Raw genomic sequence first — 25,271 nt, 5'->3', positions numbered from 1 at the left:
TATGATATGAGCTGTCACCATGAAAAATAAGCACAAATTTATGTTAAGCGTTATGGCTCTGGCGTGCCTTAACTCTCTCAATGCTAACGCCGAGATTTTTAGTTTTGACACTCGTAGCTCACTGAATTCAGATACATTAGTGCTATTCCAAAGCGCTGATGCTACTACCTATGGGATCGATTTTTTACCTCAGTCGACCCAAGACCAATTAAACCTAGCGACGGCAGATAACAGCTTTTCCGGTAAGCAAGGTGAAATCCTCGAGATTTTAGTGCCGAGTGAAATCGATGCTAAGCGGGTTTTACTGGTCGGCATTGGCGATGCAAAAAACCTAACGCCCGGTGATATCAATACAATCGGTGGCAATATTGCAGCCAAACTCGATACGGTTCCCCAAGCTACAGTACGCGTACTCACTCAAGGTTTAACGGCCGCGCCGTTATTTGCCTCAGAGTTGGCCCACGGTATTGAACTGCGCAGCTATCGTTACACTCAGTTCAAGGCGAGTACCCATGCCGAGAAGAACTACCAAATCGCCGTCGATGATTTAAGTGGCAACCAGAAACACCATAAAAATCTGCAAGCGGTTGAAGCTGGCGTGTTTTTAGCGCGCGATCTCACAAATGCGCCCGCAGGCATTATGTATCCAGACAGCTTTGCCAATGAGGCGAGAAAACTCAAATCCCTCGGCGTTAAAGTCACAGTATTAGAAGCCAAAGATATCGAACGCCTACAACTGGGCGCCTTGGCGGCAGTGGGTAAAGGCAGCGAACGCCCACCTAAGTTAGTGGTTGCCCATTGGCCGGGCAGCAAAGATGCGCCAATCGCACTGGTCGGTAAAGGTATCACCTTCGACTCTGGCGGTTACAACATTAAGGCGACGGGCACTTCTATCGCACGGATGAAGTCAGACATGGCGGGCGCAGCCACTGTGCTCGGCACCATTAAAGCCATGGCACTCCAAAAGGCGCCAGTCAACGTAGTCGCGATTATGCCAATGGCGGAGAACATGATCTCTGGCCACGCAATGATCCCTGGGGACGTGATTAAAACTGCCCAAGGGCTAACCGTTGAAGTGCTCAATACCGATGCAGAAGGTCGCTTAGTGCTGGCCGATGGCCTCTGGTATGCCAGAGAAAACTATAAGCCTTCCATCATAGTGGATGTCGCGACCTTAACGGGATCTAAAGTCGGCGCACTCGGCAGCGTATATGCGGGATTGTTTACCGACTCAGAAACCTTGGTTCAGCAGTTAACCTATGCGGGACAACAGGTTGGCGAGAAAGTGTGGCGTCTACCCTTAGATCAAGCCTACGATGATGAGCTTAAATCCACTATCGCGGATCTGAAAAACACCGGAAAAGAAGGCAGCGCAGGCGCTTCCTCTGCGGCCATGTTCTTAAAACGCTTTGCGGGCGAACAGCCTTGGGCACATCTCGATATCGCGGGTAATGCCTTAACCGCCACCGATACCGCCGTTGTTCCTGCGGGCGCCACAGGTTACGGCGTACGCTTACTCAGCACTTGGTTAACTCAATCTAAAGCTAAGTAACCTGAGCTCGGGATAAGCAGAGCCGCTGAATAGGCATCTTTTCGGGCCTCTCTGCGTTGCTCTGTCTAACCATAGCTCGCTATGGCGTACGACAGAGCGCCTTGATATGCGCAAAAATCTGCGCATTCAGTCAGGAAATAGATTTTTCTTTTCAAACTAGGGTCTGTTGATCTTTGCTGTACAAATGGTGTTCAGCAATACATCGGCAGCCACATTAACATAAACGCCAGTGACACCATACTGGCGTAATTTCTTGCTAGCTTGTCATACCTTGTTGATATTGCTCGATAATGTTTAATTCTTCCAAAAGCATTCTCCACTAAATGTCGATACCGATATAAGCACCAATCGACTCTTTCTTGAGGTGTATTCTTATAGCGGCGCCTTGGAATAACAGATTTCCCGCCTTTATTTGCGATAAGTTCACGAAATGCATCGCTGTCATAACCTTTATCTGCAATGACGGTATCAACCTGCTTCAGGTGTTCAATTAAGCTGGGGGCGTGTGTAATATCGTGTTTTTGGCCTTCTGATAATTCGAAATAAATCGGTAATCCTCCGCTGTCGACGGCTAAGTGAATTTTGGTTGAATTACCGCCTCGACTTTTACCAATACTCTCATTATTTAGCGTCGCTGCACCTGCACTGTGCTGGTGAGCCCGCACTATCGAGCCATCAATAAAGACCCATTCTATATCAGCAAGGTTGGCTAAGGCCTTGAATAAATGTGCTAGAACGCCTTTCTTAGACCATAAATGAAACCGTCTAAAGACCGTGCTCCAATGACCGAACTCTTTAGGTAAATCTCGCCAAGGGATACCTGTTCTAAGCCGGTAAAGAATACCTTCGAATGTTTGTCTATGTTCAGGTTTGTCATAAACACGGCCTGTGCTTTTCATTAAATGAAATAGCTTTTCCCAGCGTGCATCGGTTAGCATAAGTCTTGGCATGGCTTGAGGTTATGGTTACTTTTGGCGAAGCAAATTATAACGTCTTGCCATGCTGTCTAAAAATCACTCTCGAAAGATCAACAGACCCTAATCATTTATAGCATTGATTTAGTTTTGTTAAATTTAGATTTTTCGACACTCGTTATCCCGAGTTCAGGTTAAGTAATCACAGCTCACTTGCCGAACACCTCTGCATTCGCAACGCGGCCTTGTTTTAATTGAATTTATATTTAAGGGATATCATTGATATCCCTTTTTTATGCCTGAGATTTAGCTCAACCTATCCACTGAAAAGTCATCGCATACAATCCAGATCCAACCCCAATCACACCAAGTCCGCAGCTGCTGTGGAAAAACCGATTGAGTCCGACCGAATCGCATTAGCATTCGATTTAATCGATTAGGATAATAGTTTTTATCCGTTATCTTAATTTTAAGCGAGTCGGTAATATGCTTCACATCGACAGGACGCAAGCAAATGTCCTCGTTATGAACTTAAGCAATCATCAACTAAATGGAAGCATAAAATGACTCAATCAATTATCAACAGCACAATCAAACCATTCAAAGCCACTGCGTATCACAATGGTGAGTTCGTTCCAGTAACGGAACAAGACCTGTTAGGTAAATGGTCAGTTGTATTCTTCTACCCTGCTGACTTCACCTTTGTTTGCCCAACTGAATTAGGCGACATGGCTGATTACTACGAGCAGCTGAAAGGCATGGGCGTTGAAGTTTACTCAGTATCAACTGACACTCACTTCACTCACAAAGCGTGGCATGACACGTCAGACACCATCAAGAAGATCAACTTCCCAATGCTGGCTGACCCTACAGGCACCATCAGCCGTAACTTCGGCGTGATGATTGAAGAAGACGGTTTAGCACTGCGTGGTACTTTCGTGATTAACCCAGAAGGCCAAATCAAGGTCAGCGAAGTTCACGATTTAGGCATCGGCCGTAGCGCTCAAGAGCTAGTTCGTAAAATTCAAGCAGCTCAATATGTTGCGACTCACGATGGCGAAGTTTGCCCAGCTAAATGGCAACCAGGTGACGACACATTAGCACCGTCTTTAGACCTAGTTGGCAAAATCTAATTTAGCCCAAAGCGTCAACCCCGCCAGTCTAGCGTCCCAAGCTGATTGGCGTTACAGCCAACACAGTTGTAGCGCCACGCAGCAAAGGATTAAGCCCGCCCCTGCAAGGGCCTAGACTGGCCCCCTTATCTCTCCCTTTTACGCGATTTTGGAGTCATCACATGTTAGATGCGAATTTAAAAAATCAACTGCAAACCTATCTGCAAAACCTCAAGAGACCAGTTGAACTTGTCGTGTCTGCAGATGAGAGCAAAAAGTCTCAAGAATTAAAAAGCTTAGCGCAAGACATTGTCAGCCTATCTTCTCTGGTGAGCCTGAAAGAAACTCAGGGCGAACGCACCCCGGCGATGACAGTGATAAACCCACAACTTAATACGCAAATCAGCTTTGCTGGTCTGCCTATGGGTCACGAATTTACCTCACTTGTGTTGGCCTTACTGCACACGGGTGGACACCCAATCAAACTCAGCGATGACATTATCGAGCAGATCCGCAATCTGCCGGGCAAATATGCCTTTGAAACTTACGTCTCACTGACCTGCCAAAACTGCCCAGACGTAGTACAGGCACTGAACATGATGGCGGCGATTAACCCGAATATCACCAACGTGATGATCGACGGCGCCCTATTCCAAGACGAAGTGGCGAGCCGTAACATTATGGCCGTGCCTTCTGTCTACTTAAATGGCGAAGTGTTTGCAGCCGGTCGTATCAGCATTGGCGAGATCCTCAATAAACTGGACACCAATACCGCAAGCCGCAAGGCCGATGAAATTAATGAAAAAGCCCCATTCGAAGTCTTAGTGGTGGGCGGCGGCCCAGCCGGCGCAGCGGCAGCTATTTATGCAGCACGTAAAGGCCTTCGCACAGGTATTGTTGCCGACAAATTTGGCGGCCAAGTCGCTGAAACGGTTGGTATCGAGAACTTTATTTCGGTCAAAGCGACCGAAGGTCCCAAGCTAGTGGCAAACCTTGAAGCCCATGTACGAGACTACGAAGTCGACATCATGGACAACCAAAAGGCAGTGTCGTTATCAACAGATGGCTTGTTCGAGCTTGAACTGGCAAGTGGCGCTAAATTACGTAGCCGTACCGTATTGTTAGCCACAGGTGCACGCTGGCGTGAAATGAACGTCCCCGGCGAGAAAGAATACCGCGGCAAAGGTGTCGCTTACTGCCCACATTGCGATGGCCCGTTATTTAAAGGCAAACGTGTGGCGGTGATTGGCGGCGGTAACTCAGGTATCGAAGCAGCTATCGACCTTGCCAACATAGTAGAACATGTCACTGTGCTGGAGTTTGATAAAACCCTACGCGCCGACGATGTACTGCAACGTAAAGCGGCGTCTATGGGTAACATCAAGATTATTACCCAAGCCATGACCACAGAAGTGACTGGCGATGGCACTCGGGTTAATGGCCTGAACTACACAGACAGAGCAACAGGCGAGAGTCACCATGTCGCACTTGCAGGTATCTTCGTACAGATTGGGCTAGTGCCGAATACCGAGTGGCTAAAAGGTGTGGTTGAACTGACGCCACGTGGGGAAATCATTGTCGATGCCCGCGGTCAAACATCCATCCCTGGAGTATTTGCGGCAGGCGATGTCACTGACACGCCGTTTAAGCAAATTATCATTGCCATGGGCAGCGGCGCGACCGCATCACTGGGTGCATTTGATTACCTCATTCGCCACAGCGATGAAGAAACCGCCGAAACGAAAACCACAGATATAAAAGCGGCTTAATCTTTAAACATTAACCGCATAAGCTAAGAAGCCAGCGCAAGCTGGCTTCTTGTTTTTAAGAGAATTTATATCGAGTCTTGTGAGTTTATCGAACGCTTTAAACTATGGAATAAACTGGCAAATACGAAGGTTGAAAACAACAAGATTAAGCAAAGTAGTCTCACCCAAAGCACTTGCCCCTCAAGTAACCAATTCAAAAAAGCGGAGGAAACCATAAAACTGGCAAGATAGGCATATTGTAATGGTGTCATGTTAGGTACTGCTATCGACTTTTTTCGTTAATAAAATACGCCACCAGCGCATTGGCATGCCCATGACCGAGTTGATGTTCACTCTTAAGCCAAGCCACCATTTCCATATGTTTTTTACCTTCGAGACCTTGCAAAAGCGTTAGCCAGTGGGCGATCGGCTGACCATAGGTTTTCTCGATAGAAGGGAAATATGATGCGGGGCCTTTCACTTTTACGCTATCAGCTACTGTCGTTGGGTGAGTATTTCCTGTCATAACAGATGTCCTTATCTTGATATTTATAGAATTTACGTCAATAAAATCTAGCCTAAAGGTAGGGGTTCTCAAGCCGAATTTGCATTAAGGTTTCAGGCGTATCGACCGCGTTAAAACCAAACTGGGCGTAGAGTCCATGGGCATAGCGGGTGGCGAGCATTATCCGCCTTAATCCCTGTAAATCAGGATGTTCCATAATTGATGTCATCATTAACTTACTTAAGCCTAAGCCACGGTGCGACTCAAGTACAAACACATCGGCAAGGTAAGCAAAGGTGGCTTTATCTGTGATTAAGCGGCCAAAGGCCACTTGCTTAGCTTCACTATCAAGCACAGCAAAACACAGGCTATTGGCTAGCGCTTTACGCAACAATGCCTTTGGCATGCCCTGCGCCCAATAGCTGTTACTGATAAAACCATGAATAACCTCAAAATCCATTTCTGCTTGATCACAACTCACACTATATGTCGGCATGACTCAACTCCCTTTTATCACCAATTAAGTGCAGCATTTGGCATTCAATATCTAGGCTATAACCACGTTATTCATTACAGCAACTACATAGCTTCAATCTGCTCAACCATGAGTTGCAGCGAGAAATTACCGCGATACTCATTCACATCAAGCTTATAAACGATACGAGCATGGTGAATGGTCGCATCGGGCCAAGTGTGTAAATCCACATTAAAAGCAATCGCATCGAGCATCACAGTGCCGCACTGAGTTTCGAGCACGAGCTTAAGGTGACGCTCGCCGACGAGGCGTTGCTGCACTATCGTAAAATAGCCATCAAACAGTGGCTCTTCAAAGGCTTGTCCCCAAGGCCCGGCATTGCGCAGTAACTGGGCCATCTCAAGATTCAGTTCCGTGGGAGTGAGTTCACCATCGGACCACAGCTCGCCAGTTAGCAGTTCAGGTTTGAGCAGTTCACGCACCGCATCATCATAGGCTTTGGCAAATGTCGCAAAACTGCCCGCCTTGAGTGATAAGCCCGCCGCCATTGCATGACCGCCAAACTTGATAATCAGCCCTGGGTGGCGCGTGTTGACCAGCTCGAGTAGGTCGCGCATGTGCAAGCCTTTGATCGAACGCGCCGAGCCTTTAATTTGACCATTGCCGGCATCGGCAAAGGCGATCACGGGTCTGTGGTATTTGTCTTTAATGCGCGAGGCCAAAATACCAATGACGCCTTGGTGCCAATCCTCTTGAAATAGCGCAATGCCCCAAGGTAGCTCGTCTTCGTTGAGCTTTAAGTGCTCGAGACTTTTTAAGGCTTCCTGCTGCATGCCGACTTCCAGCTCACGACGCTCTTGGTTTAACCCATCGAGCTCGGCCGCCATACGCCGCGCGTACATCATGTCTTCACAGAGTAAGGTTTCGACCCCTAGCGCCATTTCATCGAGCCGGCCTGCGGCATTAAGCCTCGGACCCACGGCAAAACCAAAATCAGATGCAACAATGCGCGCAGGATTTCGCTTCGCCACTTCAAGCAGTGCGGTAATCCCCACACGGCAGCGGCCCGCTCGCACGCGCTGCAAACCCGCTTCGACTAAAATGCGATTATTGGCATCCAGCGATACCACATCGGCAACGGTGCCAAGGGCTACGATATCGAGCAGCGTGCCGAGATTAGGCTCAGCAATACCGCGCGTTTGATACCAGTTTCGCGTTCGCAGTTCAGCCCTTAATGCTGTCATCAAATAAAAGGCGACACCGACACCGGCAATCGATTTACTCGCAAAGGGGCAATCGGGTTGATTCGGATTCACTATCGCATCGGCAGCAGGTAACTCATGGCCGGGTAAATGATGGTCGGTAATCACCACTTGCATACCAAAGGCTTTGGCCGCAGCAACGCCATCAATCGATGAAATACCGTTATCGACAGTGATCAGCATTTCAGCCTGTTTAGACGCCGCAACCGCAACAATTTCAGGGCTTAAACCGTAGCCGTAATCGAAGCGATTGGGGATCAAATAATCCACTTTCACCGCGCCCATCATCCGTAGCGCCAACATACATACGCTGGTTGAGGTCGCGCCATCGGCATCAAAATCACCGACGATCAGAATCGACTTATTCGCCAGCATGGCATCGGCAATTAGCGCCGCAGCTTCGGGTAAGCCTTTCATGGTTTCAGGTCTTAATAGACCCTTAAGGACAAGTTCGCATTCGTGGGTGAGCGCACCGCGGCGAGCGTAAAGCTGCTTCAATAGCGGCGAAAGATGAGCGGGTAAATGGCTATCATCAACGGTTGGGCGACGGACTATCTTATGGATCAAGGGACTCAAACTCTCATGAAATCGTGGCGATAAGATAACAAAAAGGTGAGCCTTAAGCTCACCTTTAGTGGGATAAATTTTACTATTCTGACTGTTACTGACGCGCTTCTAAGGTGCGTAATAAGTCCGCAGGGGGTTGATAACCTGGGATCATATTGCCATCTTCTAACACGATTGCCGGCGTACCATTCACACCAAAGGTGGTGCCTAAAGCATATTGCTCGGCAATTTTAGCATCGCATGTTGCTGCTGCCACTTTGCTGCCCGCTTTAGCGTCTGTCATGGCTTTTAATGGATCTTTAGCACACCAGATGGCTTGCATTTCGTCGGCGTTGGCTGACGGCACGCCCGCACGCGGGAAGGCTAAGTAACGCACGGTAATGCCAAGCTTGTTGTAATCGGCCATTTGGCTGTGCAATTTACGGCAATAACCACAGCTGACGTCAGTAAATACAGTGACCACATGTTTTTCATTTTTAGCTTTGTAAACCAACATATGGTCTTCAAGCGGCTTCATCATTTCTAAACGTGGGCCAGCTAATGCCGCTTCAGTTAAGTTTTTCATGCCTTTATCTAGGTCATACAAACTGCCGTGGAACAGTTTTGAACCATCACGACTAATATAGAGCACGCCGCGGTTGGTCATGGCTTGATACAAACCCTCAATCGGCGAATCCTGCATAGAAATGACTTCAACATCCAACATCTCAGTCAGTTTTTGCTTAATAGCAGCTGTATCTGGCGAGGTCGCTGTTGCGGCGTTAGCAAGAGGAGCTACAACAAGGGCAAAAATTAAAGATAATGCTCGGGTTAACTTCATGTGACATCCTATAAATTGGGTCTCGACGAGGAGATTTTGGGGTCGTTCAAACGCGATATACTTAATAGACCCCGTATGGTGGCAAAAAGTTACAGACAAGCCGCGCGGAAAGCAAATTTATGCTGTAACTAAATCCTTTTTCAGCCTCTTGGATGATGCTGTTGATGCAATTCCTGCAACCTTGCCCGCGCCACATGGGTATAAATCTGCGTGGTTGACAGGTCGCTATGGCCTAACAGCAATTGCACCACCCGCAGATCGGCACCGTGATTGAGCAAATGGGTAGCAAAAGCATGGCGCAATGTGTGCGGTGATAATGCGGTTTCAATCCCAGCACGCAGGGCATACAGCTTAATCCGATGCCAAAAGGTTTGCCGCGTCATCATCTGCCCGCGTTTTGACGGAAACACCACATCGGACTGTTTATTGCCGAGCAACTCTTGGCGCGCAAACTTCATGTAGCTCTCGACCTCGGTAATCGCTAATTCACCCAGCGGCACAAGACGCTCTTTGCCGCCCTTACCCACAATGCGCACTAAGCCTTGGCGCAGGCTCATCTGCTCCATCGTCAAGCCAACGAGCTCGCTCACCCTCAAGCCTGTCGCATACAACAGCTCTAGCATGGCTTTGTCGCGACATTCGACGGCATCTTCCACATTGGGCTCAGACAACAAGCGATCGACCTGCGATTCACTCAATGAATCGGGTAAATGGCGGGTTAATTTAGGCGACTCAACTAGGGCCATAGGATCGGCTGAAATCTGCTTGGTCTGCACTAAATAGGTATAGAAACGCCGTAAACTGCTGAGCAGCCGAGCGCTACTGGTGCGCGCAAAATCCTGCTCAACTCTAAAGGCTAAATACGCCCTGACATCGGCCTGAGAAACCGCAAGCAGCGTTACCCCTTGCTGAGCTTGATAACGATCAAAATGGCGCAAATCGGTGCGATAGGCCGATAAGGTGTTGTCACTCAGTCCCTTGCTCGACCAGAGATCATCAAGAAAAACATCAATGAGCGGATCGGGCTGATATGTCTTAGGCACAAAAACTCCATAAAAAAACGGCGTCATCAAATGATACGCCGTTGATATTAACTTAACTACATTTAAGCCTACATCAGCTTAACTGAGTCCCGCGTAAAAACGCGAGTACAAGGCTTAAGCAGCAGCCGTTTGATCACGACCACGACCGAACACTAAACACAGTACTATGGTTGCAATCGTTGGCAGTAACCAAGCCATGCCTTCTTCATAGAGTGGCAGCTTAGATAACACGGGAGACATCACATCCACGACATGGATAAAGCCCTGTGCTAAGCCATTCACCGCTTGACCATCAGCGCCAGTCAGGCTGCTTGCCGCCACTTTAAGGCCATCGAAGATGCCGAAAAACAGTGCCACGCTCAGTACTGCACGGTGTGCAAACTGCGGATTCGCAAAGTAAGCGGTCAAGAAAGTGATGACCACTAAGGCGATTGCCACAGGATAAATCGTCATTAACACAGGAATACTGATGGCGATAAGCTGCGTAAGACCCACGTTAGCAATCACAGCACAAATCACGCTTAAGAAGATCACTAGGAAACGGTAAGACAGTTTAGGCATCAGCTCATTGAAGAACTCTGAACATGCACTTACAAGACCGACCGCTGTGGTTAAACAAGCTAAGGTCACGACCGATGACAGTAAGACTGAGCCTAAATCACCAAATTCACGGGTCACATAGTTTGTTAAGATCTCGCCGCCATTTTTAGCACCGATGGCGATATCGCCTGCGGTCGCACCTAAAAAGAACAGCGACACATACACAAAGGCTAAACCAGCGGCAGCAATAAAGGCGGCGCGGATCAGATATTTAGTTTGAGCACTCGGTTGATCAATCCCCTTTTTGCGCAGGATATCGATAATCAGCATACCAAACATCAAGGACGCTAACGTATCCATAGTGTTGTAGCCTTCCAAAATACCTTTGGTCAGCGGATGGTTTTGATAATCGCCTACGGCTTGGCCCACTTCGGATGCGGGTAAAAACATCACAGATGCAGCCAATCCAACTAACAAGATCAATAAAATAGGCGTTAATACTTTACCTACGCTATCGAGCAGCTTGCCAGGGAAAAGCGCTAATAACATAGTGACAGTGAAGAAACACATGGTGTATAGCAGTTGCGACAGATTCAGTTCTAAACTGCCCAGTAAAAATGTGGCCGTGGTGTCATCGATAAAGGGCTTAGCGCCAATCTCGTAAGCCACTAAACCGGTACGCGGCGCAGCAAACGCAGGGCCGATAATGATATAAATCGCGATAGCCAATGTCGTTGCTGCAAATACTGGCAGCATAGCCATAACCTTACCTTGAGCCTTAGCGACAGCAATCAGTCCAACTAAAGGTAAACCTACGGCGGTAATCAAAAAACCCAACATGGCGAGGGGCATATTACCGCCCGCTAACATTCCCGCGAACGGTGGAAAAATTAGGTTACCTGCCCCTAAAAAGAATGCGAAGGTCATAAAACCTAAGCCCAATGTATCTGCGATACTCATCTGATTGTCTTGCACTGGAAGCCCCATCTTGTCTTATTGTTTTTTTACAAACTTAAGTGATTATGTGTCGATTAGCCATAGCTAAAACAAAGCCCATCCGGAGTGCAAATCTTTGTTTACACAATTCCGTGGTAAATATGTTCGATATCTGTCGAGTTTATAATCTATGACAAACTTTTGTGCAGCCGTACTGACTACTAATTCACCACCAAACTCGTTTACCTATCCGTTAATCATAAAAGTGATTAAAAATGGGGGCGAAACTAATACCAGACTTAAAGCACCAATACAAGACAACAAGACCGTTAGGATAAAAAAAGCGAAATAATGCTAATTAACTGCTAAGAAAAGGTTTCTAAGGCAATAAAATAAAGCGTTAATTAAGTAAAATCTGTGTTGCGCCGTAAAAAATAAAATCTTATGCCGACACAAATTCATACATCTAGCGCAACATCTTCTGTTTAAAAGCATTGGCTAAAAACGAGGGCTAGAATTAGAATACTGCCCGCCCAATATTGGGCCTAACCACCTTAGAACGGCAAAAATTAACTCTCCATGGCATTCACTTTTAAACAATTTCATATCGATGATATGAATTGCGGCATGGCCGTAGGCACAGACAGTGTCGTCCTAGGCGCGTGGGCTCAACTGACCGCAGCAAAAACAGTTTTAGATATTGGTGCTGGCAGCGGCTTACTCAGTTTAATGGCAGCGCAGCGCAGCCAAGCACACATTACCAGTGTCGAATTAGACACCAGTGCAGCCGAGGCTTGCCAGCATAACTTCCACAATAGTCCGTGGGCGAATCGACTCACCTTAGTCAACAGCAGCATCCAAGACTTTTGCCAACAGATTGAGTATCAAGAGTATTTTGATCACATCATTTGTAATCCGCCCTATTTTGAGCAAGGCACACAAGCGATACAATCCCAGCGCGCTATGGCCCGTCACACAGATAGCTTAAGTTTTACCGCGCTACTCGATGCCATTCATGTGTGCCTAGCACCGCAAGGAAACGCAAGCCTCATATTACCCATGCAGAGCATGGCGCGTTTCAATGAGATTTTAGCGCACTCACCGCTCAGTCTGATTGAAATAACTAACCTTATTAGCATAGTAGGGAAAAGCGCTAATAGAGTACTCTGCGTACTCGCACACAAGACTCACCCTCAAATTGCCCCTAAGATCAGTGATATCACTATTCGAGAACTTTCAGGCCAATACACCCAAACCATGGTGCAATTGATCCGAGATTTTTACCTTAAATACTGATATCGAGTCCAGCCCTGACACGTTAAGTAAAGGCCGCTAAGTTTGGCAAAGGTAACGAAGGGGCTAATTCCCCCCAAATTAGATGCTAATACATTGAGCTTAAAGTAATTAACTTATGCCTATTACCATAAAACTTTACCGGCTGAGAAGATAAACACCGGAGATCTAGATAAGTTATTTAAGTTAACCGCCATAACCTTTATAATGCTTCGCTATTATCCGTCGAGACGCTGCGCATGCAATTTGAAGATTTCCAGCTTGACCCTAGCTTATTAGAGTCGCTTAATGCCATGGGGCATCATTCACCCACCACTATTCAGCAAGAAACTATCCCTTATGCCTTAGAGCAAAGAGATATTCTCGCGCGCGCCCCGACAGGAACAGGTAAAACAGCGAGCTTTTTACTGCCATCGCTGCAACATTTAATCGACTTCCCCCGCCGTTTCGCAGGGCAAGCACGTATCCTGATCCTCACGCCAACCCGTGAGTTAGCCAGCCAAATCCACCGTTATGCGTGTCACTTAGCCACTGGCCAAGGTTTAGACATAGCGATCGTGACCGGTGGTGTGCCTTACGGACCGCAGGAAGAAGCCTTAGCGGGCAACGTCGATATTCTGGTCGCGACCCCTGGCCGCCTGATGGAATATTTAGACAAAGGCAATTTCAACGCCCAAGAAGTCGATATCTTAATTATCGACGAAGCCGACCGCATGCTAGACATGGGCTTCTCTTCTGTGGTGCAAGCGATTGCTATCGAAGCCCAAGGCCGCAAACAGAACATGTTGTTCTCTGCCACCTTAGAAGGCGGCGGTGTGCAACGTTTTGCCCGTGAAGTATTGAACGACCCGATTGAAATCGATGTTGAAGCACCTCGCAGCGAAAAAGCCAAGATCCACCAATGGATCCACTTAGCCGATGATAAAGAGCATAAATTTGCCCTGTTATGTCATCTGCTGCGCCAAGAAGATGTGAAACGGACTATCGTGTTCGTAAAAACCCGCGACATCGTTTCTAGCTTAGAAGGCCAGTTACTTAAAGTCGGTATTGCCTGCGCCTTCATGCGTGGCGATATGGAACAGAAAAAACGTTTCCAAGCTTTGAGCCGCTTTACCAAAGGTGAAGTGAACGTCTTGCTGGCAACCGATGTGGCTGCACGCGGTATCGATATCGACGATATCACCCATGTGATCAACTTCGACATGCCACGCTCTGCCGATACCTACATTCACCGTATCGGTCGTACTGGCCGCGCTGGCGCAAAAGGTACTGCGATTTCGTTGGCCGAAGCCCACGACATGCGTATCGTCGGTAAAATTGAGCGTTATATCGAGCAACCGTTGAAACGCCGCGTGATCGAAGAGCTGCGTCCAAAGAACAAAGAAGCGCGGACACCGGGTAAGAAAAAAGCCAAAGTGAAAGCGAAAGAAGCAGCGAAGAAAACCAGCAAGAAAGAAGCGGCAAAGAAAGCGAGTAAAATCGCCCGCAAGAAGAAGTAACGCCAGCTTGAAATAATCCAACTAAAGCCGCTATATGCGGCTTTTTTATTACCTAAATTTAACTCAATGCAATAAATCAACTGACGAGTAAAAGCTAACCTTAAAATATAGAGCATGAAATACGGCCCATTTAGATCTACAAGCTCACAAACGTATTCATTCTTATTTCAATATATTCCAATCACCTAAGTGAACCTTTCATCATTTACCTGCTCTAATTTTCGCCAAAACATCGGTACCTAGTGAGCATATGTGTCAAACCATCACTTTTAGACACATTTAATTTACAAAAATAAATTTATTGGCGCGGCCGACTCTGCTACTTTAACCCCATTACGCGATTAGCATGGATGTAACAATAATATGATGAAGACTCTACTGAGGAGAACATCTCCTTTATTAATTTTGCTGCTATTTGGCTTAGGCGCAAAAATATTAATGCAAACCAAGGAAGCGCCAGAACAAAAACCTGAAGAGATGCCCATTCCTATCGTTGATGTGACGCAAGTGACTCAGCAAACGGTATCGCTAAACTTACCTTCCTACGGTGTGGTTAACCCAAAATATAAAACCCAGCTTGTGACCGAAGTTCAAGGCAGAATGCTGACCATTTCCCCTAATTTTGTTGCGGGCGGCATAGTCAAGAAAGGCGAACAACTCGCGCAAATCGAGCCCTCAGATTACGAGGCTGATTTAATGCAAGCCGAAGCGACACTGGCCCAAGCCACCGCTGCACTGAACGAAGAAATTGCCCGCGGTGAAGTCGCTAAAATCGAATTCAAAGGCTACGACAAAGGTTTACCCCCAGAGTTAGGTCTGCGTATTCCACAGCTTAAAAAAGAGCAAGCCAACGTTAAATATGCGCAGGCAGCACTGGCACGTGCCCAACGTAACCTTGAGCGCACGGTTATCCGCGCGCCGTTCGATGGCATAATCAAAGCGCGCAATGTCGATTTAGGTCAGTATGTTAGCTTAGGTACAAATCTAGGAGAACTCTACGACACTAGTGTTGCTGAAATCCGCTTACCGATTTCCAATGACGATCTAGCCTATCTAGAGTCGGTCGATAATCCCGATACCCAAGTGACGCTGAGCGCCTCTTTGGCGGGTAAAGAAAATACTTGGGATGGCAATATTATCCGCAGCGAAGGCGTGATCGATGCTGAAAATCGCATGGTCTATTTAGTCGCTGAAATCAAAGACCCTTACCTGCGCGCCAATAAAGTTGCTGGCAGCTTACCGCTTAAATATGGCAGCTTCGTCAATGCAGTCATCAAAGGTCGCACCGTCGATGGCATAGTAAAACTACCCCGCCATGTGGTTCGTAACGATCACGTCGCCTTAGTTAACGACAAAAATATTGTTGAAATGCGCCATGTGAATATCGTTCGTAGCGATCTCGACAATGTGTATATCAAGGACAGTCTAAAAACGGGCGAGCGCGTCGCCACCACTCACTTCAACAGCATGGCAAACGGTCAACTGGTTAAAGTCTTAGGTGAAGCGGCATTGCCGACTGAAACGCCAAAAGAAGACACGCCTGAGTCGAGTCTTGCGGCCACTGGAGTGAAATAATGGACACTCAAAAAGGGATCTTAGCCTGGTTCGCCCGCAACAGTGTGGCCGCGAACCTGTTAATGTGGGCATTACTCGTCGGCGGTTTGTTCAGCACTGTCTTGATCAATAAAGAGGTTTTTCCTTCTTTCGAACTCAATTTACTGAATATTTCCGTCGCCTATCCAGGCGCGGCGCCACAGGAAATCGAAGAAGGCATCAACATCAAGATTGAAGAAGCCATCCAAGATATCAACGGTATCAAGAAGGTCACGTCAGTGGCGAGTGAAGGGGTAGGCTCGATTACGGTTGAAGTCGAAGACGGTTACGAAGTGCAAACCGTGCTCGATGAAGCCAAACTGCGATTGGATGCGATTTCGACCTTCCCAGTGAACATCGAAAAACCCAATATCTATCAGATTAAACCTGAAAATAACGTCATTTGGGTGTCTGTCTATGGCGATATGACACTGCACGATATGAAGGAGTTGGCTAAGTCGGTGCGTGACGATTTAACCCAACTGCCAGCCGTGACCCGTGCCAAGGTGACTGGGGTGCGCGATTATGAAATCGCCATCGAAGTATCAGAAGATAAACTACGCGAATACGGCCTAACATTTACACAGGTCGCGTTAGCGGTGCAAAACTCTTCTTTTGACTTACCCGGCGGTTCGATTCGCGCCCAAGATGGCGACATCCTGCTGCGCACCAAAGGCCAAGCCTACACGGGTGATGACTTTGCCAATATCGTCGTCACCACTCGCCCCGACGGTAGCCGGGTGATGTTGCCGCAAGTGGCGACTATCAAAGATGACTTTGAAGAACGGTTGGAATACACCCGCTTTAACGGTAAACCAGCCGCGATTATCGAAGTCACCAGTGTTGATGATCAAAATGCCTTAGACATTGCCGCTCAAGTAAAACAATACGTCGAGGATCGCCGCGCGACGCTTCCTGCCAACGCGCAACTCGATACTTGGGGTGATATGACTCACTACCTCAAGGGCCGCTTAAACATGATGATGTCGAACATGTTTTACGGTGCCTTGCTGGTGTTTATCATCCTAGCTATGTTCCTCGATCTTAAGTTGGCGTTTTGGGTCATGATGGGTCTGCCGGTGTGCTTCCTCGGCACTATGCTGATCATGCCGCTCGAACCTTTCTCGATGACGATCAACATGTTGACCCTGTTCGCCTTTATCTTGGTGCTAGGGATAGTGGTGGACGATGCGATTGTCATCGGCGAGAGCGCCTACACAGAAGTCGAACGCCACGGTCATTCGGTTGACAATGTGATCCGCGGCGCGCAAAAAGTGGCAATGCCCGCGACCTTCGGGGTATTAACCACGATTGCGGCCTTTATACCCATGTTAATGGTTTCTGGCCCTATGGGGATTATCTGGAAATCCATCGGCATGGTAGTCATCCTCTGTTTGGCCTTTTCCTTGGTCGAATCTAAGTTCATCCTGCCTGCGCATTTAGCGCACATGAAGTTTAAAAAGCCCGGTGCGCCAAGGGGATTCTTTGGTCGCCTCAAAGCCAACTTTAACGACAGAGTGCAGCACTTTATTCACCACAGTTATCGCAACTTCCTCGAGCGCTGTATCAAGCAAAGATACAACGTGGTCGCGGCCTTTATCGGTGTGTTGATCCTCTCCATTGCCTTAGTCGCCAGTGGCAAAGTGCGTTGGGTATTCTTCCCAGATATTCCATCGGACTTTATTCAAGTTCAGCTTGAGATGGACGAAGGTAGCTCGGAAGAGAACACTTTGAAAGTGGTGCAGAGCATAGAAGAAGCCCTGTACAAGATGAACGACAAAATGGAGAAAGATAACGGCTATCAAGTGGTGAAACACAGCTTTATCAATATGAGCTCCCGCACCTCTGCCTTTATTTTTGCCGAACTGACGAAAGGCGAAGACCGCGAAGTCGATGGTGTGACGATTGCTGCCGCATGGCGTGAACAATTGCCCGAGCTTCTATCGGTCAAAAAACTCAGCTTTAACGCGAGCACCAACGATGCCGGTGGCGATATATCCTTCAGATTGACCTCAAGCGATCTCGATGAACTGTCCGCGGCCTCTAAAGAGTTGAAGCAAAAACTCGCCAGCTATGAAGGCGTATATGATATTGCCGACAACTTCTCCTCGGGCAGCCATGAGATTCGCCTAAAGATACGTCCAGAGGCGGAAGCCCTTGGCTTGACCCTTTCCGATTTAGCTCGCCAAGTGCGTTATGGTTTCTATGGTTATGAAGCCCAACGTATTTTACGTAATAAAGAAGAAATCAAGGTGATGGTGCGCTACCCATTAGAGCAACGCCGCACTGTGGGTTATCTGGAAAACATGCTGATCCGCACGCCAACGGGCACCTCGGTTCCCTTCTCGACTGTGGCACAAATTGAGAAAGGCGAATCCTACGCCTCAATTACCCGTGTTGACGGTAAGCGAGCGATCACGATTACGGCAAATGCCAACAAAAACATAGTCGAACCTTCAAAAGTGGTACAGGAAATCCAAAAAGATTACCTGCCACAATTACAGGCCAAGTATCCTAAAATCCAAACCGCGCTGGATGGCGGCAGTTTAGATGAACAGAATGCTATGGTCGGTTTGATGCAAGGCTTCTTCTTTGCGCTGTTTACCATTTATGCCCTGATGGCAATCCCACTAAAATCCTACAGCCAGCCGTTGATCATCATGTCGGTGATCCCCTTCGGGATTATCGGCGCCCTGTTCGGCCACTTGATTCAGGGACTCGCGATGAGCGTATTAAGTCTCTGCGGCATAGTGGCACTCGCGGGTGTGGTGGTAAACGACTCTTTGATTTTGGTCGACTTTGTTAACCGTGCGCGGGAACAAGGCCAATCGGTTAGACAGGCGGCAGTGGATTCGGGCTGTTATCGCTTTAGGGCGATTATCTTAACGTCACTCACTACCTTTGTCGGCTTAGTGCCTATTATTCTCGAGCGCAGTTTGCAGGCGCAAATTGTGATCCCTATGGCGACGTCCCTCGCCTTCGGTATCCTGTTCTCGACCGTAGTGACGCTGATCTTAGTGCCGCTGCTGTACATTATACTCGACGATGTTAGCCGCTCTAGCAGCCGCTTCTTCAACTGGTGGTGGCAGCCTAAAAAAACCAATGATGAGGACGTTAAGCATCCGGATTTTGAGCAAGCTGTCACGACTGACTATAAGAAAGACTATTTATAGGCTGTTAACAACAGACAGTTAGCGACAGACAGTTAATCAATGTCTTATCCTTAAAAAGAGAGCTTAGGCTCTCTTTTTTATTGCCTGTGTTCATTCAATTCCACATCAGCATCAAAGTCACTTTGCCGTGAGTTAGTTTGAGCTTTCAAGTTGCGATCTAGCTGACAGTTATGCCATCGGGCTTTCGCTACACTGTGCTCAAGTCGTCAGTTATCGTTAGAATGAAGCCATCATTATGTCTGAGCATCTGCATAAGCAAAACCTTGATAACCCGCACGTTGTCACCACTGAAACCCTAGCGAACGGTCACATCACAGATGAAGTTTGCACGAATGAAACCTGTGCGACCGAAACGCTAGTCTATGATATTCGCCGCAGTCGTTACCTCAATATCACTGGTCGCTGCACCCTGCGCTGCGCTTTCTGCCCAAAACATAATGGCAGTAAACAAATCCACGAATACCAACTTGCCCTGTGCCATCAACCTAAGCCAGAGGAAATTATCCCTCTGCTTGGCGATGTTAAAGACTTCGAAGAATACGTGTTTTGCGGTTATGGCGAGCCAACCTTAAATCTTCCAACGCTACTCACTGTGGCAAAAGAGATCAAACGCAGGGGCGGACGAGTACGGATTAATACCGATGGTTTAGGCAATCTGGTCCATAGACGCAATATTCTACCAGAACTTGCCGACTGCGTTGATAGCTTATCGATTTCACTCAATGCGGATAATGAAGCTGCCTATATTGAACATTGCCGCCCAAAACTCGCCGGTTCCTACGCCGCCGTGCATGCCTTTATTGCCTTAGCGCCACACTATATTGAAACGGTGCAAGTCTCCGCCATCGAAGGATTAACGGGCGTCGATATCGATATCTGCCGTGAACAAGTGGAGTCCTACGGCTGTGAATTTAAACATAGGGTGCTTGGCGCTTTAGGCTAAACGGCATTCTAAAAAGCCATAATCGACTGAAATACCCAAGCAAATAACACTGTCGATGACGTGAGTGGTACATGTGTGATCGTCTTAACTTTTACTAAGGAAATCTTGCTTAGTAACTTGGCACTGTCGTAACAATTCTTTCGTGTTAACATAGCGAAATTAACAGATCACCCACTCATAATCGGTTCATGCTGAAGAATAACCCAAGCACGTATCCCCTAGCGCCGCTGCTCTCTTTAACTCAAGGGATCCATTGGTCGCATCAACGCTTATTAGCCGTTGCAAGCCAGCTCTCTATGCTGGTGATTGGCATGATCATTTTAACCAATTTAATCATTACCTTGGGTGAGCGACGTCTACAGGAAGAATGGGCGACGCAGAGATACAGTGAACTGCAGACCATAGGCACACTGATCACAGATAAAGTGTCTTTCCAGCAATTTCGCACCCAAATTTTTGCCAATGGTGAGCAGCTAAAGCAGTACTTGAGCAATCCTACCGCCAAGCAGCAACTCAAATTACAGGAAGCCTGGATAGATCTGGTGAAGCATATTCCTGAACTGCTCGGCATTGCGCTGTACGATCCCCAAGGCAATTATAAGTTCTCTACCCCTTCTAATTTCAGTAAAGATGCCTTACCGCCAACCTTGCTTGGCGCGAGTCGTAATATGGGTGGTAAAGAGGTTTACACCTCACCACTGGAGTTTGTTCCGATTGAAGGCATGCTAGAACCCTATATGTATCAAATGGCGTGGCTCGAAAAGCCTGATCAGAGTTCTATGGGTTATCTGGTGACATACAACTCTATGGTGCAAATGCTCGAAGCCATAAAGCCGGCTTTTTCGAGTAACAAATCGCCTATGTTAGTGCTCGACACGCAGGGATTACTCTATGCTGGCGCGAGCGATCTCGCCCCGTTAAGCAATATGCCGGAAACCTTAGGGGCAAGTTTGAGACAAAGTTATCCTGCTCTGTGGCGTGATATGTCCATGAGTAATTTTGGTCAATTCCACGGTGAAGAAGCCACCTTTGTTTACCTTAAGATCGAGCTTACCGCCCAGCCAGAAACCCGCAGAGAATACTTTTTACTCTCCTATGTGCGTAACTCCGACATAGCCGCACGTTTTTCCCAGTGGCAAAACATTGTCATAGTGGCATCGCTAATCTTAACCGTTCTCGCCGCTTGGGTTGTGCTGCTCAGCCACATGTATCGTTTACAACAGCGTTCACGCCAATACAGTATCGATGTCGCCAATGGCTTATTTAACAGTGACATCGGCTTTATGATGGTCAACGAAAACGCCAGAGTGATCAGCGCCAACACCAAGGCGGCAGAAGCGACCTTAGTACCACTCGATGAACTCACAGACCGCAGCCTACAACGCACCTTATGCCTCGATGACAGAACCTATGCCGAGCTGATGGAGCAAGTGCATAAAACGGGTCAATGGTCTGGTGAAATCAGTCTAGAAAGTATCAATGGTCCCACGCTGCGGGTGCATATCCGCCAAGCGCCAAGGGCGAGCCGAGGGTCACCGCATCTATTGATCACCCTTGAAGACATCAGTGAATTAGTCAGCAGTAAAGAACAAGCATTTCTCAGTGAGCTTTTATGCGATAGCACAGTGGCGACAGCGCTAACTGATGCCAATGGTAAATTGATTAAAATCAACCCCGTATTTGATGCACTAATGCAACTCAATGGCGATTTAAATCAAGATTTAGCCTCGCTGCTCGCCAACGATTTAGGTAATCAATGGCAAAGAATTAGCGCTCAAATTGCCATGCAAGGTCAGTGGCAGGGGCAAATTCTGTGCTCACCTAAACAGGCGCACTCCAATTGTTTACAGGCCACCTTGAAGGGCCATGTGGCCGCCGATGGTGAGATTGATTATATCGTCTGTACCTTAGAGCAAGCCGCCGAACGCGGCCGAGGCACAGAGAAACGCAGCCTTGTGCCCCATCGCAGTACGATTCTGCTGAGCTTAGTTGATTTAGAGCGTTACTTTAACTCGCTGCCACCGCCAAGCCGCCTGAGTTCAAGCTTACTGCTAATGGATATCAACCCCGAAGGTTTGCTGAGCCACATGAGTGACATCGACCAACTGGCGAACCGCCAGCAGGAAGTCGAAGTTCAATTACTGCTTGAAATTCCTGCCAATTATCAGATTTTGCATTGGCAACTCGGGAAACTGATTGTGATGTTACCTGACACAGATGCGACCCATGCGCACAACTTTGCCCTCAATATGATGGAAAAGCTCAATGGCAATGGCTTAGGTGAAGGGATCAGTATCGGGATTGCGGGTTATCAAGAAGGCCAAACACTTGAGCAGTATCTGAATAATGCCGAAGTCGCCCTAAAACGGGCGAAACAGAATAACGATCAAAATATCGGTCAGGCCTTTACTCGTCATCAATCGTAGATTCGGGCATGTTGACAGAATCGGGCAATTGGCTCTGGGTAATCTCAATAATCGTCGAGCGGTTCATGGTGATTTTGTAGCGAATATACTGCGGGGCTTCGCGGCCATCGCGTAGCACTAAAATCAAGTTAACTTGATAACGCCGCTCAACCGATTCATGGCTGATTTTACCTTCAACTTCCTTATAAATCTTCGCCTTACCCCGCTCTAAGTAGCGGGCAAAGGGCACTAAACTAAAGTTCACTTGCTCTTGAATGGTGGAGTATCCCGCTTGGAACTCACTCTGATTCACCTTAGTGGCAATTTTATAGTGCAGGATTTCCGCATCGACCTTATTTTGGCTATGCCTGTGCTTTAGAATTTCGCTGACTTTATCGGGCAGATCTTGCTGGCGCATAAACTCAAGCCATACTAACTGCTTAGCAATCACCGCCTGACTAGTGGTATCACGCAAAATCCGGCTCCAGCGTGGCCTGCCCCGCTGAATAAAACGCCACATGGCATTACGCACGTCATCCTTAAAGATTTCCCTGAAGCCGTAAATCACCGCCAAGGTCAGCACTAAGGCAATGGTAAAGCCGCTGAAGGCGCCCTGCGCTTGAATAATCAACGCCGACACCACCAGCATCACTAACGCCGTCGCCAGTCCCGTCGTGAACTTTTTAAGGCCAATCCCTAAGGGTTTTAACTCTTCTTTTAGTACCACACCTTGTTGGATTAAACGTCGTAACAACAACATCTTGTTTGAGATGCGGTTAGGATCTTGCTTAGTTTGCGCCGAGTTGTAGTTATGCTCATCCCGATAGGCGCACTCATTGCGACACAGTGTTAGCACCCGTTCTTGGATATCGTTGAAATCACTGGTACGTGTAGCATGGGCGAGTACTTTTAGTAACTGCTGCTCGCAGAACCAAGACAGGTAGTTGTCGGCATTTTCGAAGTAGGATTTCCATTTAGGATCGCCAGGTTCGTTACGGCGAAACTTTTTCAGCAACTGGCCAACTTGTTCGCGTAATTCGTCGAGGGCAAAATAAAAATGGGTTACATCTGTGATTTGATTGAGTTCTTTAACGTCGTTTTCGACTGCAACGGCAAACTGATAGGCGAACAGATTCAAGTACAATCTGAATTCTTCAACGGTGCGGCGATTTAAACTGGCAAAGCGTCCCTGTACCAAAGGTAAGTGTAAGCCTTCTGAATAGTAAGAACGACGGCCGACAATCGCGCTGTAGTAGTACTCTTCTTCATTGAGCGTGTGCGAGCCTATGCCCATTTCCTTTGGTAAAAAGAAATAGAGATCAAGTTGACGATTATCGCCCTTTTCCATCTGGTGGCTGAACTTAATCGACAGGGATTCTTCTTGCTTTACACGTATCTTAGACACAACACCCTTTTCATGAGCCCTCACAGAGACTCATCGCAGTAGACATAAATCAATGAGCACTAATCTTAACTGAAATAAACTCAAATTCACTGATTAAATTCGACTATTTACGATTCGGCATCCACAAATCGTATTGCTGGGTTGGAATAACACCACGGCATAATCCTTAGTGTCATCCATATCTAACACTTCAATACTGAAATTATTCACCCCAGAATCGCGAAACGGTAAACTGCTGATGTTAGAAAGGTATTTCATATGTTCTGGCCAATTTTTTTGCTTTTCCATTTCCGATTCAGTTTTCGCCTCCACCGCCACCTTATAGGTCATGCTATTAGCCTCAATACTGTCGACCTTGCCACGCATCGAAATATGGCCCGCACTGGTGCCATCAAAATTAAAGTAACGGTAGTTGATTTGCGCTTTGTCGGCGGCAATCAATACGTCCACAAGCAGGTAAAATTTATTGTCACTGCTGGCACTGATACTGGGATTCGCACTCGAGTGGCGATCAAACAGTTCTGAACTGCAACTCAACATCATGGTCCGGCTCGTTGCCGACTGTTTATAAATCACCCCGCAAGCCGCAATCAAGGCCGACAAAATAACAATATTGATGGTCCACTTGAGCCATTTAGCCACAGATATCCACCTCGCGCAGCCAGGCAGAGTCGATGAATGCTTTGGGGCGAGAAAAATCGCTGATACTAATATTGCGGAGCACTGACTGGTCGAGTTTTTCACCGCGAAACGTCATATTAAGCACTTGTTTGTCATGGGATAAAGACGCATAAACATCCGCCCAATCGCTCTTGCCACAGGCAATGAGGCCCGCGCTTAAGCGCTCGCCCATTTCGAACAGTAAGGTGTTACTCGCACTGGAGTCGGCATATAAGTTCAAGCGCACTTGCTGACCCGAGGCTAACGACAGTATCGACGTCATCAAAGCTTGGGTCGGCTTGCTGTGATCTGTGTGTTTCAGATAAAACACCGAAAACGCCAACATCACCCCAAATAACACTAAGGCACTCCACAAAGGCACAGTGTGTAGTCTGAGGTAATTGACGCCTCGATATTCGCTGCCGTTTGATGGCCGCAATAAATAACCTTGGCCTTTAACGGTTTCGATCAAGCCCTCGTGCTGAGGGCCTAGAAAGGAGCAGAGCGTGGATATGGCGCGGGACACAGAGGCATCGGTTAATGGCGGACCTTGTCCATCCCCCGTTTTTAGCATGTGCTTTGAAACTAACTGACCTTGGTGTTCAAGCAATAACGTGAGCACTTGTAACTCGGCCCGAGAAAGATGCCAAGATTCATCGCGAGACAACTCAATCAGCATGCCTCGTTCTCGATCAAACCTGCAGTCTCCCAATTGCATACACATTAACTCAACTCCATAAAAACACGGAGTTAAGTCTATGCAAGCCAACCAATGATTAATGTGATCTTGCTAACCCAAGCCAGCAAATAGTTAATTTTCGTGAGA

19 protein-coding genes are annotated in these 25,271 nt (G+C 47.5%); 9 read left to right on the top strand and 10 right to left on the bottom strand.

The genetic code is table 11. From position 1 onward, the window contains the following. Positions 1–19 precede the first annotated feature (19 nt). On the top strand, positions 20–1,552 hold the full coding sequence (locus DYH48_RS02560) for a leucyl aminopeptidase (RefSeq protein ID WP_115333969.1): 1,533 nt from the start codon (positions 20–22) through the stop codon (positions 1,550–1,552). A gap of 191 nt (positions 1,553–1,743) precedes the next feature. Here DYH48_RS02560 and DYH48_RS02555 read toward each other — a convergent pair whose 3' ends face one another. Next, positions 1,744–2,502, bottom strand: coding sequence for an IS5-like element ISSod6 family transposase (locus DYH48_RS02555; RefSeq protein ID WP_087486575.1), 759 nt, complete (start codon positions 2,500–2,502; stop codon positions 1,744–1,746). Between the two features lie 527 nt (positions 2,503–3,029). Between DYH48_RS02555 and ahpC the strand changes: the two genes are divergently transcribed. Then, entirely contained in the window at positions 3,030–3,599 is a 570-nt protein-coding gene (gene ahpC / locus DYH48_RS02550; protein ID WP_006080359.1) for an alkyl hydroperoxide reductase subunit C, read from the top strand. Between the two features lie 161 nt (positions 3,600–3,760). Continuing rightward, complete coding sequence (gene ahpF / locus DYH48_RS02545; RefSeq protein WP_115333968.1) at positions 3,761–5,347, top strand: alkyl hydroperoxide reductase subunit F; 1,587 nt, start codon at positions 3,761–3,763, stop codon at positions 5,345–5,347. A 262-nt stretch (positions 5,348–5,609) separates the two neighbouring features. Here the strand turns inward: ahpF and DYH48_RS02535 are convergent, their stop codons facing one another. From DYH48_RS02535 to brnQ, 6 genes are all read right to left on the bottom strand, one after another. After that, a complete protein-coding gene (locus DYH48_RS02535) occupies positions 5,610–5,852 on the bottom strand; it encodes a DUF4287 domain-containing protein (RefSeq protein WP_115333966.1) in 243 nt (80 codons plus the stop codon). A 52-nt stretch (positions 5,853–5,904) separates the two neighbouring features. Further along, positions 5,905–6,327, bottom strand: coding sequence for a GNAT family N-acetyltransferase (locus DYH48_RS02530; protein WP_115333965.1), 423 nt, complete (start codon positions 6,325–6,327; stop codon positions 5,905–5,907). Between the two features lie 83 nt (positions 6,328–6,410). Then, positions 6,411–8,135 (bottom strand): single-stranded-DNA-specific exonuclease RecJ, encoded by a 1,725-nt coding sequence (gene recJ, locus DYH48_RS02525; RefSeq protein WP_115333964.1) that lies wholly within the window; start codon positions 8,133–8,135, stop codon positions 6,411–6,413. Between the two features lie 94 nt (positions 8,136–8,229). Then, positions 8,230–8,955, bottom strand: coding sequence for a bifunctional protein-disulfide isomerase/oxidoreductase DsbC (gene dsbC / locus DYH48_RS02520; protein ID WP_011845933.1), 726 nt, complete (start codon positions 8,953–8,955; stop codon positions 8,230–8,232). A gap of 140 nt (positions 8,956–9,095) precedes the next feature. After that, complete coding sequence (gene xerD / locus DYH48_RS02515) at positions 9,096–9,998, bottom strand: site-specific tyrosine recombinase XerD (RefSeq protein WP_006080351.1); 903 nt, start codon at positions 9,996–9,998, stop codon at positions 9,096–9,098. A 114-nt stretch (positions 9,999–10,112) separates the two neighbouring features. Further along, positions 10,113–11,525, bottom strand: coding sequence for a branched-chain amino acid transport system II carrier protein (brnQ, locus tag DYH48_RS02510; RefSeq protein WP_006084009.1), 1,413 nt, complete (start codon positions 11,523–11,525; stop codon positions 10,113–10,115). 528 nt (positions 11,526–12,053) lie between these two features. On the opposite strand from brnQ, the gene DYH48_RS02505 reads away from it, so the two are divergent. The 6 genes from DYH48_RS02505 (at position 12,054) to DYH48_RS02480 (ending at position 22,401) form a co-directional block, all read left to right on the top strand. Continuing rightward, on the top strand, positions 12,054–12,770 hold the full coding sequence (locus tag DYH48_RS02505; protein ID WP_115333963.1) for a tRNA1(Val) (adenine(37)-N6)-methyltransferase: 717 nt from the start codon (positions 12,054–12,056) through the stop codon (positions 12,768–12,770). A gap of 236 nt (positions 12,771–13,006) precedes the next feature. Continuing rightward, complete coding sequence (gene srmB, locus DYH48_RS02500) at positions 13,007–14,266, top strand: ATP-dependent RNA helicase SrmB (protein WP_006080348.1); 1,260 nt, start codon at positions 13,007–13,009, stop codon at positions 14,264–14,266. Between the two features lie 363 nt (positions 14,267–14,629). After that, the gene (locus tag DYH48_RS02495) at positions 14,630–15,841 is read left to right on the top strand and encodes an efflux RND transporter periplasmic adaptor subunit (protein ID WP_107948970.1); all 1,212 of its coding nucleotides are present in this window, start codon (positions 14,630–14,632) and stop codon (positions 15,839–15,841) included. After that, entirely contained in the window at positions 15,841–19,032 is a 3,192-nt protein-coding gene (locus DYH48_RS02490) for an efflux RND transporter permease subunit (protein ID WP_115333962.1), read from the top strand. Before DYH48_RS02495 ends, DYH48_RS02490 begins: the two co-directional genes overlap by 1 nt. 235 nt (positions 19,033–19,267) lie before the next feature. Continuing rightward, positions 19,268–19,975 (top strand): TatD family nuclease-associated radical SAM protein, encoded by a 708-nt coding sequence (locus DYH48_RS02485; protein WP_115333961.1) that lies wholly within the window; start codon positions 19,268–19,270, stop codon positions 19,973–19,975. 188 nt (positions 19,976–20,163) lie between these two features. Beyond that, entirely contained in the window at positions 20,164–22,401 is a 2,238-nt protein-coding gene (locus DYH48_RS02480) for a PAS domain-containing protein (protein ID WP_115333960.1), read from the top strand. On the opposite strand, the gene DYH48_RS02475 is transcribed toward DYH48_RS02480, so the two are convergent. The 3 genes from DYH48_RS02475 to DYH48_RS02465 form a co-directional block, all read right to left on the bottom strand. Further along, positions 22,382–23,785, bottom strand: coding sequence for a hypothetical protein (locus tag DYH48_RS02475; protein WP_012090100.1), 1,404 nt, complete (start codon positions 23,783–23,785; stop codon positions 22,382–22,384). The two genes, DYH48_RS02480 and DYH48_RS02475, sit on opposite strands and share 20 nt — an antisense overlap. A gap of 93 nt (positions 23,786–23,878) precedes the next feature. Further along, a complete protein-coding gene (locus DYH48_RS02470) occupies positions 23,879–24,427 on the bottom strand; it encodes a hypothetical protein (RefSeq protein WP_115333959.1) in 549 nt (182 codons plus the stop codon). Further along, entirely contained in the window at positions 24,420–25,169 is a 750-nt protein-coding gene (locus DYH48_RS02465) for a winged helix-turn-helix domain-containing protein (protein ID WP_115333958.1), read from the bottom strand. Before DYH48_RS02465 ends, DYH48_RS02470 begins: the two co-directional genes overlap by 8 nt. Positions 25,170–25,271 lie beyond the last annotated feature (102 nt).

Origin of the sequence: Shewanella baltica (assembly GCF_900456975.1) — a bacterium.
Lineage (GTDB): Bacteria > Pseudomonadota > Gammaproteobacteria > Enterobacterales > Shewanellaceae > Shewanella > Shewanella baltica.
The sequence above is the reverse complement of the archived record's forward strand: the minus strand, read 5'-3'. Positions and strand labels throughout refer to the sequence as shown.

Bases quoted from the DNA above. Each gene is read 5' to 3' on its own strand.
- DYH48_RS02560 (WP_115333969.1), top strand. From the start codon at position 20: ATGAAAAATAAGCACAAATTTATGTTAAGCGTTATGGCTCTGGCGTGC.
- DYH48_RS02555 (WP_087486575.1), bottom strand. From the start codon at position 2,502: ATGCCAAGACTTATGCTAACCGATGCACGCTGGGAAAAGCTATTTCAT.
- ahpC (WP_006080359.1), top strand. From the start codon at position 3,030: ATGACTCAATCAATTATCAACAGCACAATCAAACCATTCAAAGCCACT.
- ahpF (WP_115333968.1), top strand. From the start codon at position 3,761: ATGTTAGATGCGAATTTAAAAAATCAACTGCAAACCTATCTGCAAAAC.
- DYH48_RS02535 (WP_115333966.1), bottom strand. From the start codon at position 5,852: ATGACAGGAAATACTCACCCAACGACAGTAGCTGATAGCGTAAAAGTG.
- DYH48_RS02530 (WP_115333965.1), bottom strand. From the start codon at position 6,327: ATGCCGACATATAGTGTGAGTTGTGATCAAGCAGAAATGGATTTTGAG.
- dsbC (WP_011845933.1), bottom strand. From the start codon at position 8,955: ATGAAGTTAACCCGAGCATTATCTTTAATTTTTGCCCTTGTTGTAGCT.
- brnQ (WP_006084009.1), bottom strand. From the start codon at position 11,525: ATGGGGCTTCCAGTGCAAGACAATCAGATGAGTATCGCAGATACATTG.
- DYH48_RS02505 (WP_115333963.1), top strand. From the start codon at position 12,054: ATGGCATTCACTTTTAAACAATTTCATATCGATGATATGAATTGCGGC.
- srmB (WP_006080348.1), top strand. From the start codon at position 13,007: ATGCAATTTGAAGATTTCCAGCTTGACCCTAGCTTATTAGAGTCGCTT.
- DYH48_RS02495 (WP_107948970.1), top strand. From the start codon at position 14,630: ATGATGAAGACTCTACTGAGGAGAACATCTCCTTTATTAATTTTGCTG.
- DYH48_RS02490 (WP_115333962.1), top strand. From the start codon at position 15,841: ATGGACACTCAAAAAGGGATCTTAGCCTGGTTCGCCCGCAACAGTGTG.
- DYH48_RS02485 (WP_115333961.1), top strand. From the start codon at position 19,268: ATGTCTGAGCATCTGCATAAGCAAAACCTTGATAACCCGCACGTTGTC.
- DYH48_RS02480 (WP_115333960.1), top strand. From the start codon at position 20,164: ATGCTGAAGAATAACCCAAGCACGTATCCCCTAGCGCCGCTGCTCTCT.
- DYH48_RS02465 (WP_115333958.1), bottom strand. From the start codon at position 25,169: ATGTGTATGCAATTGGGAGACTGCAGGTTTGATCGAGAACGAGGCATG.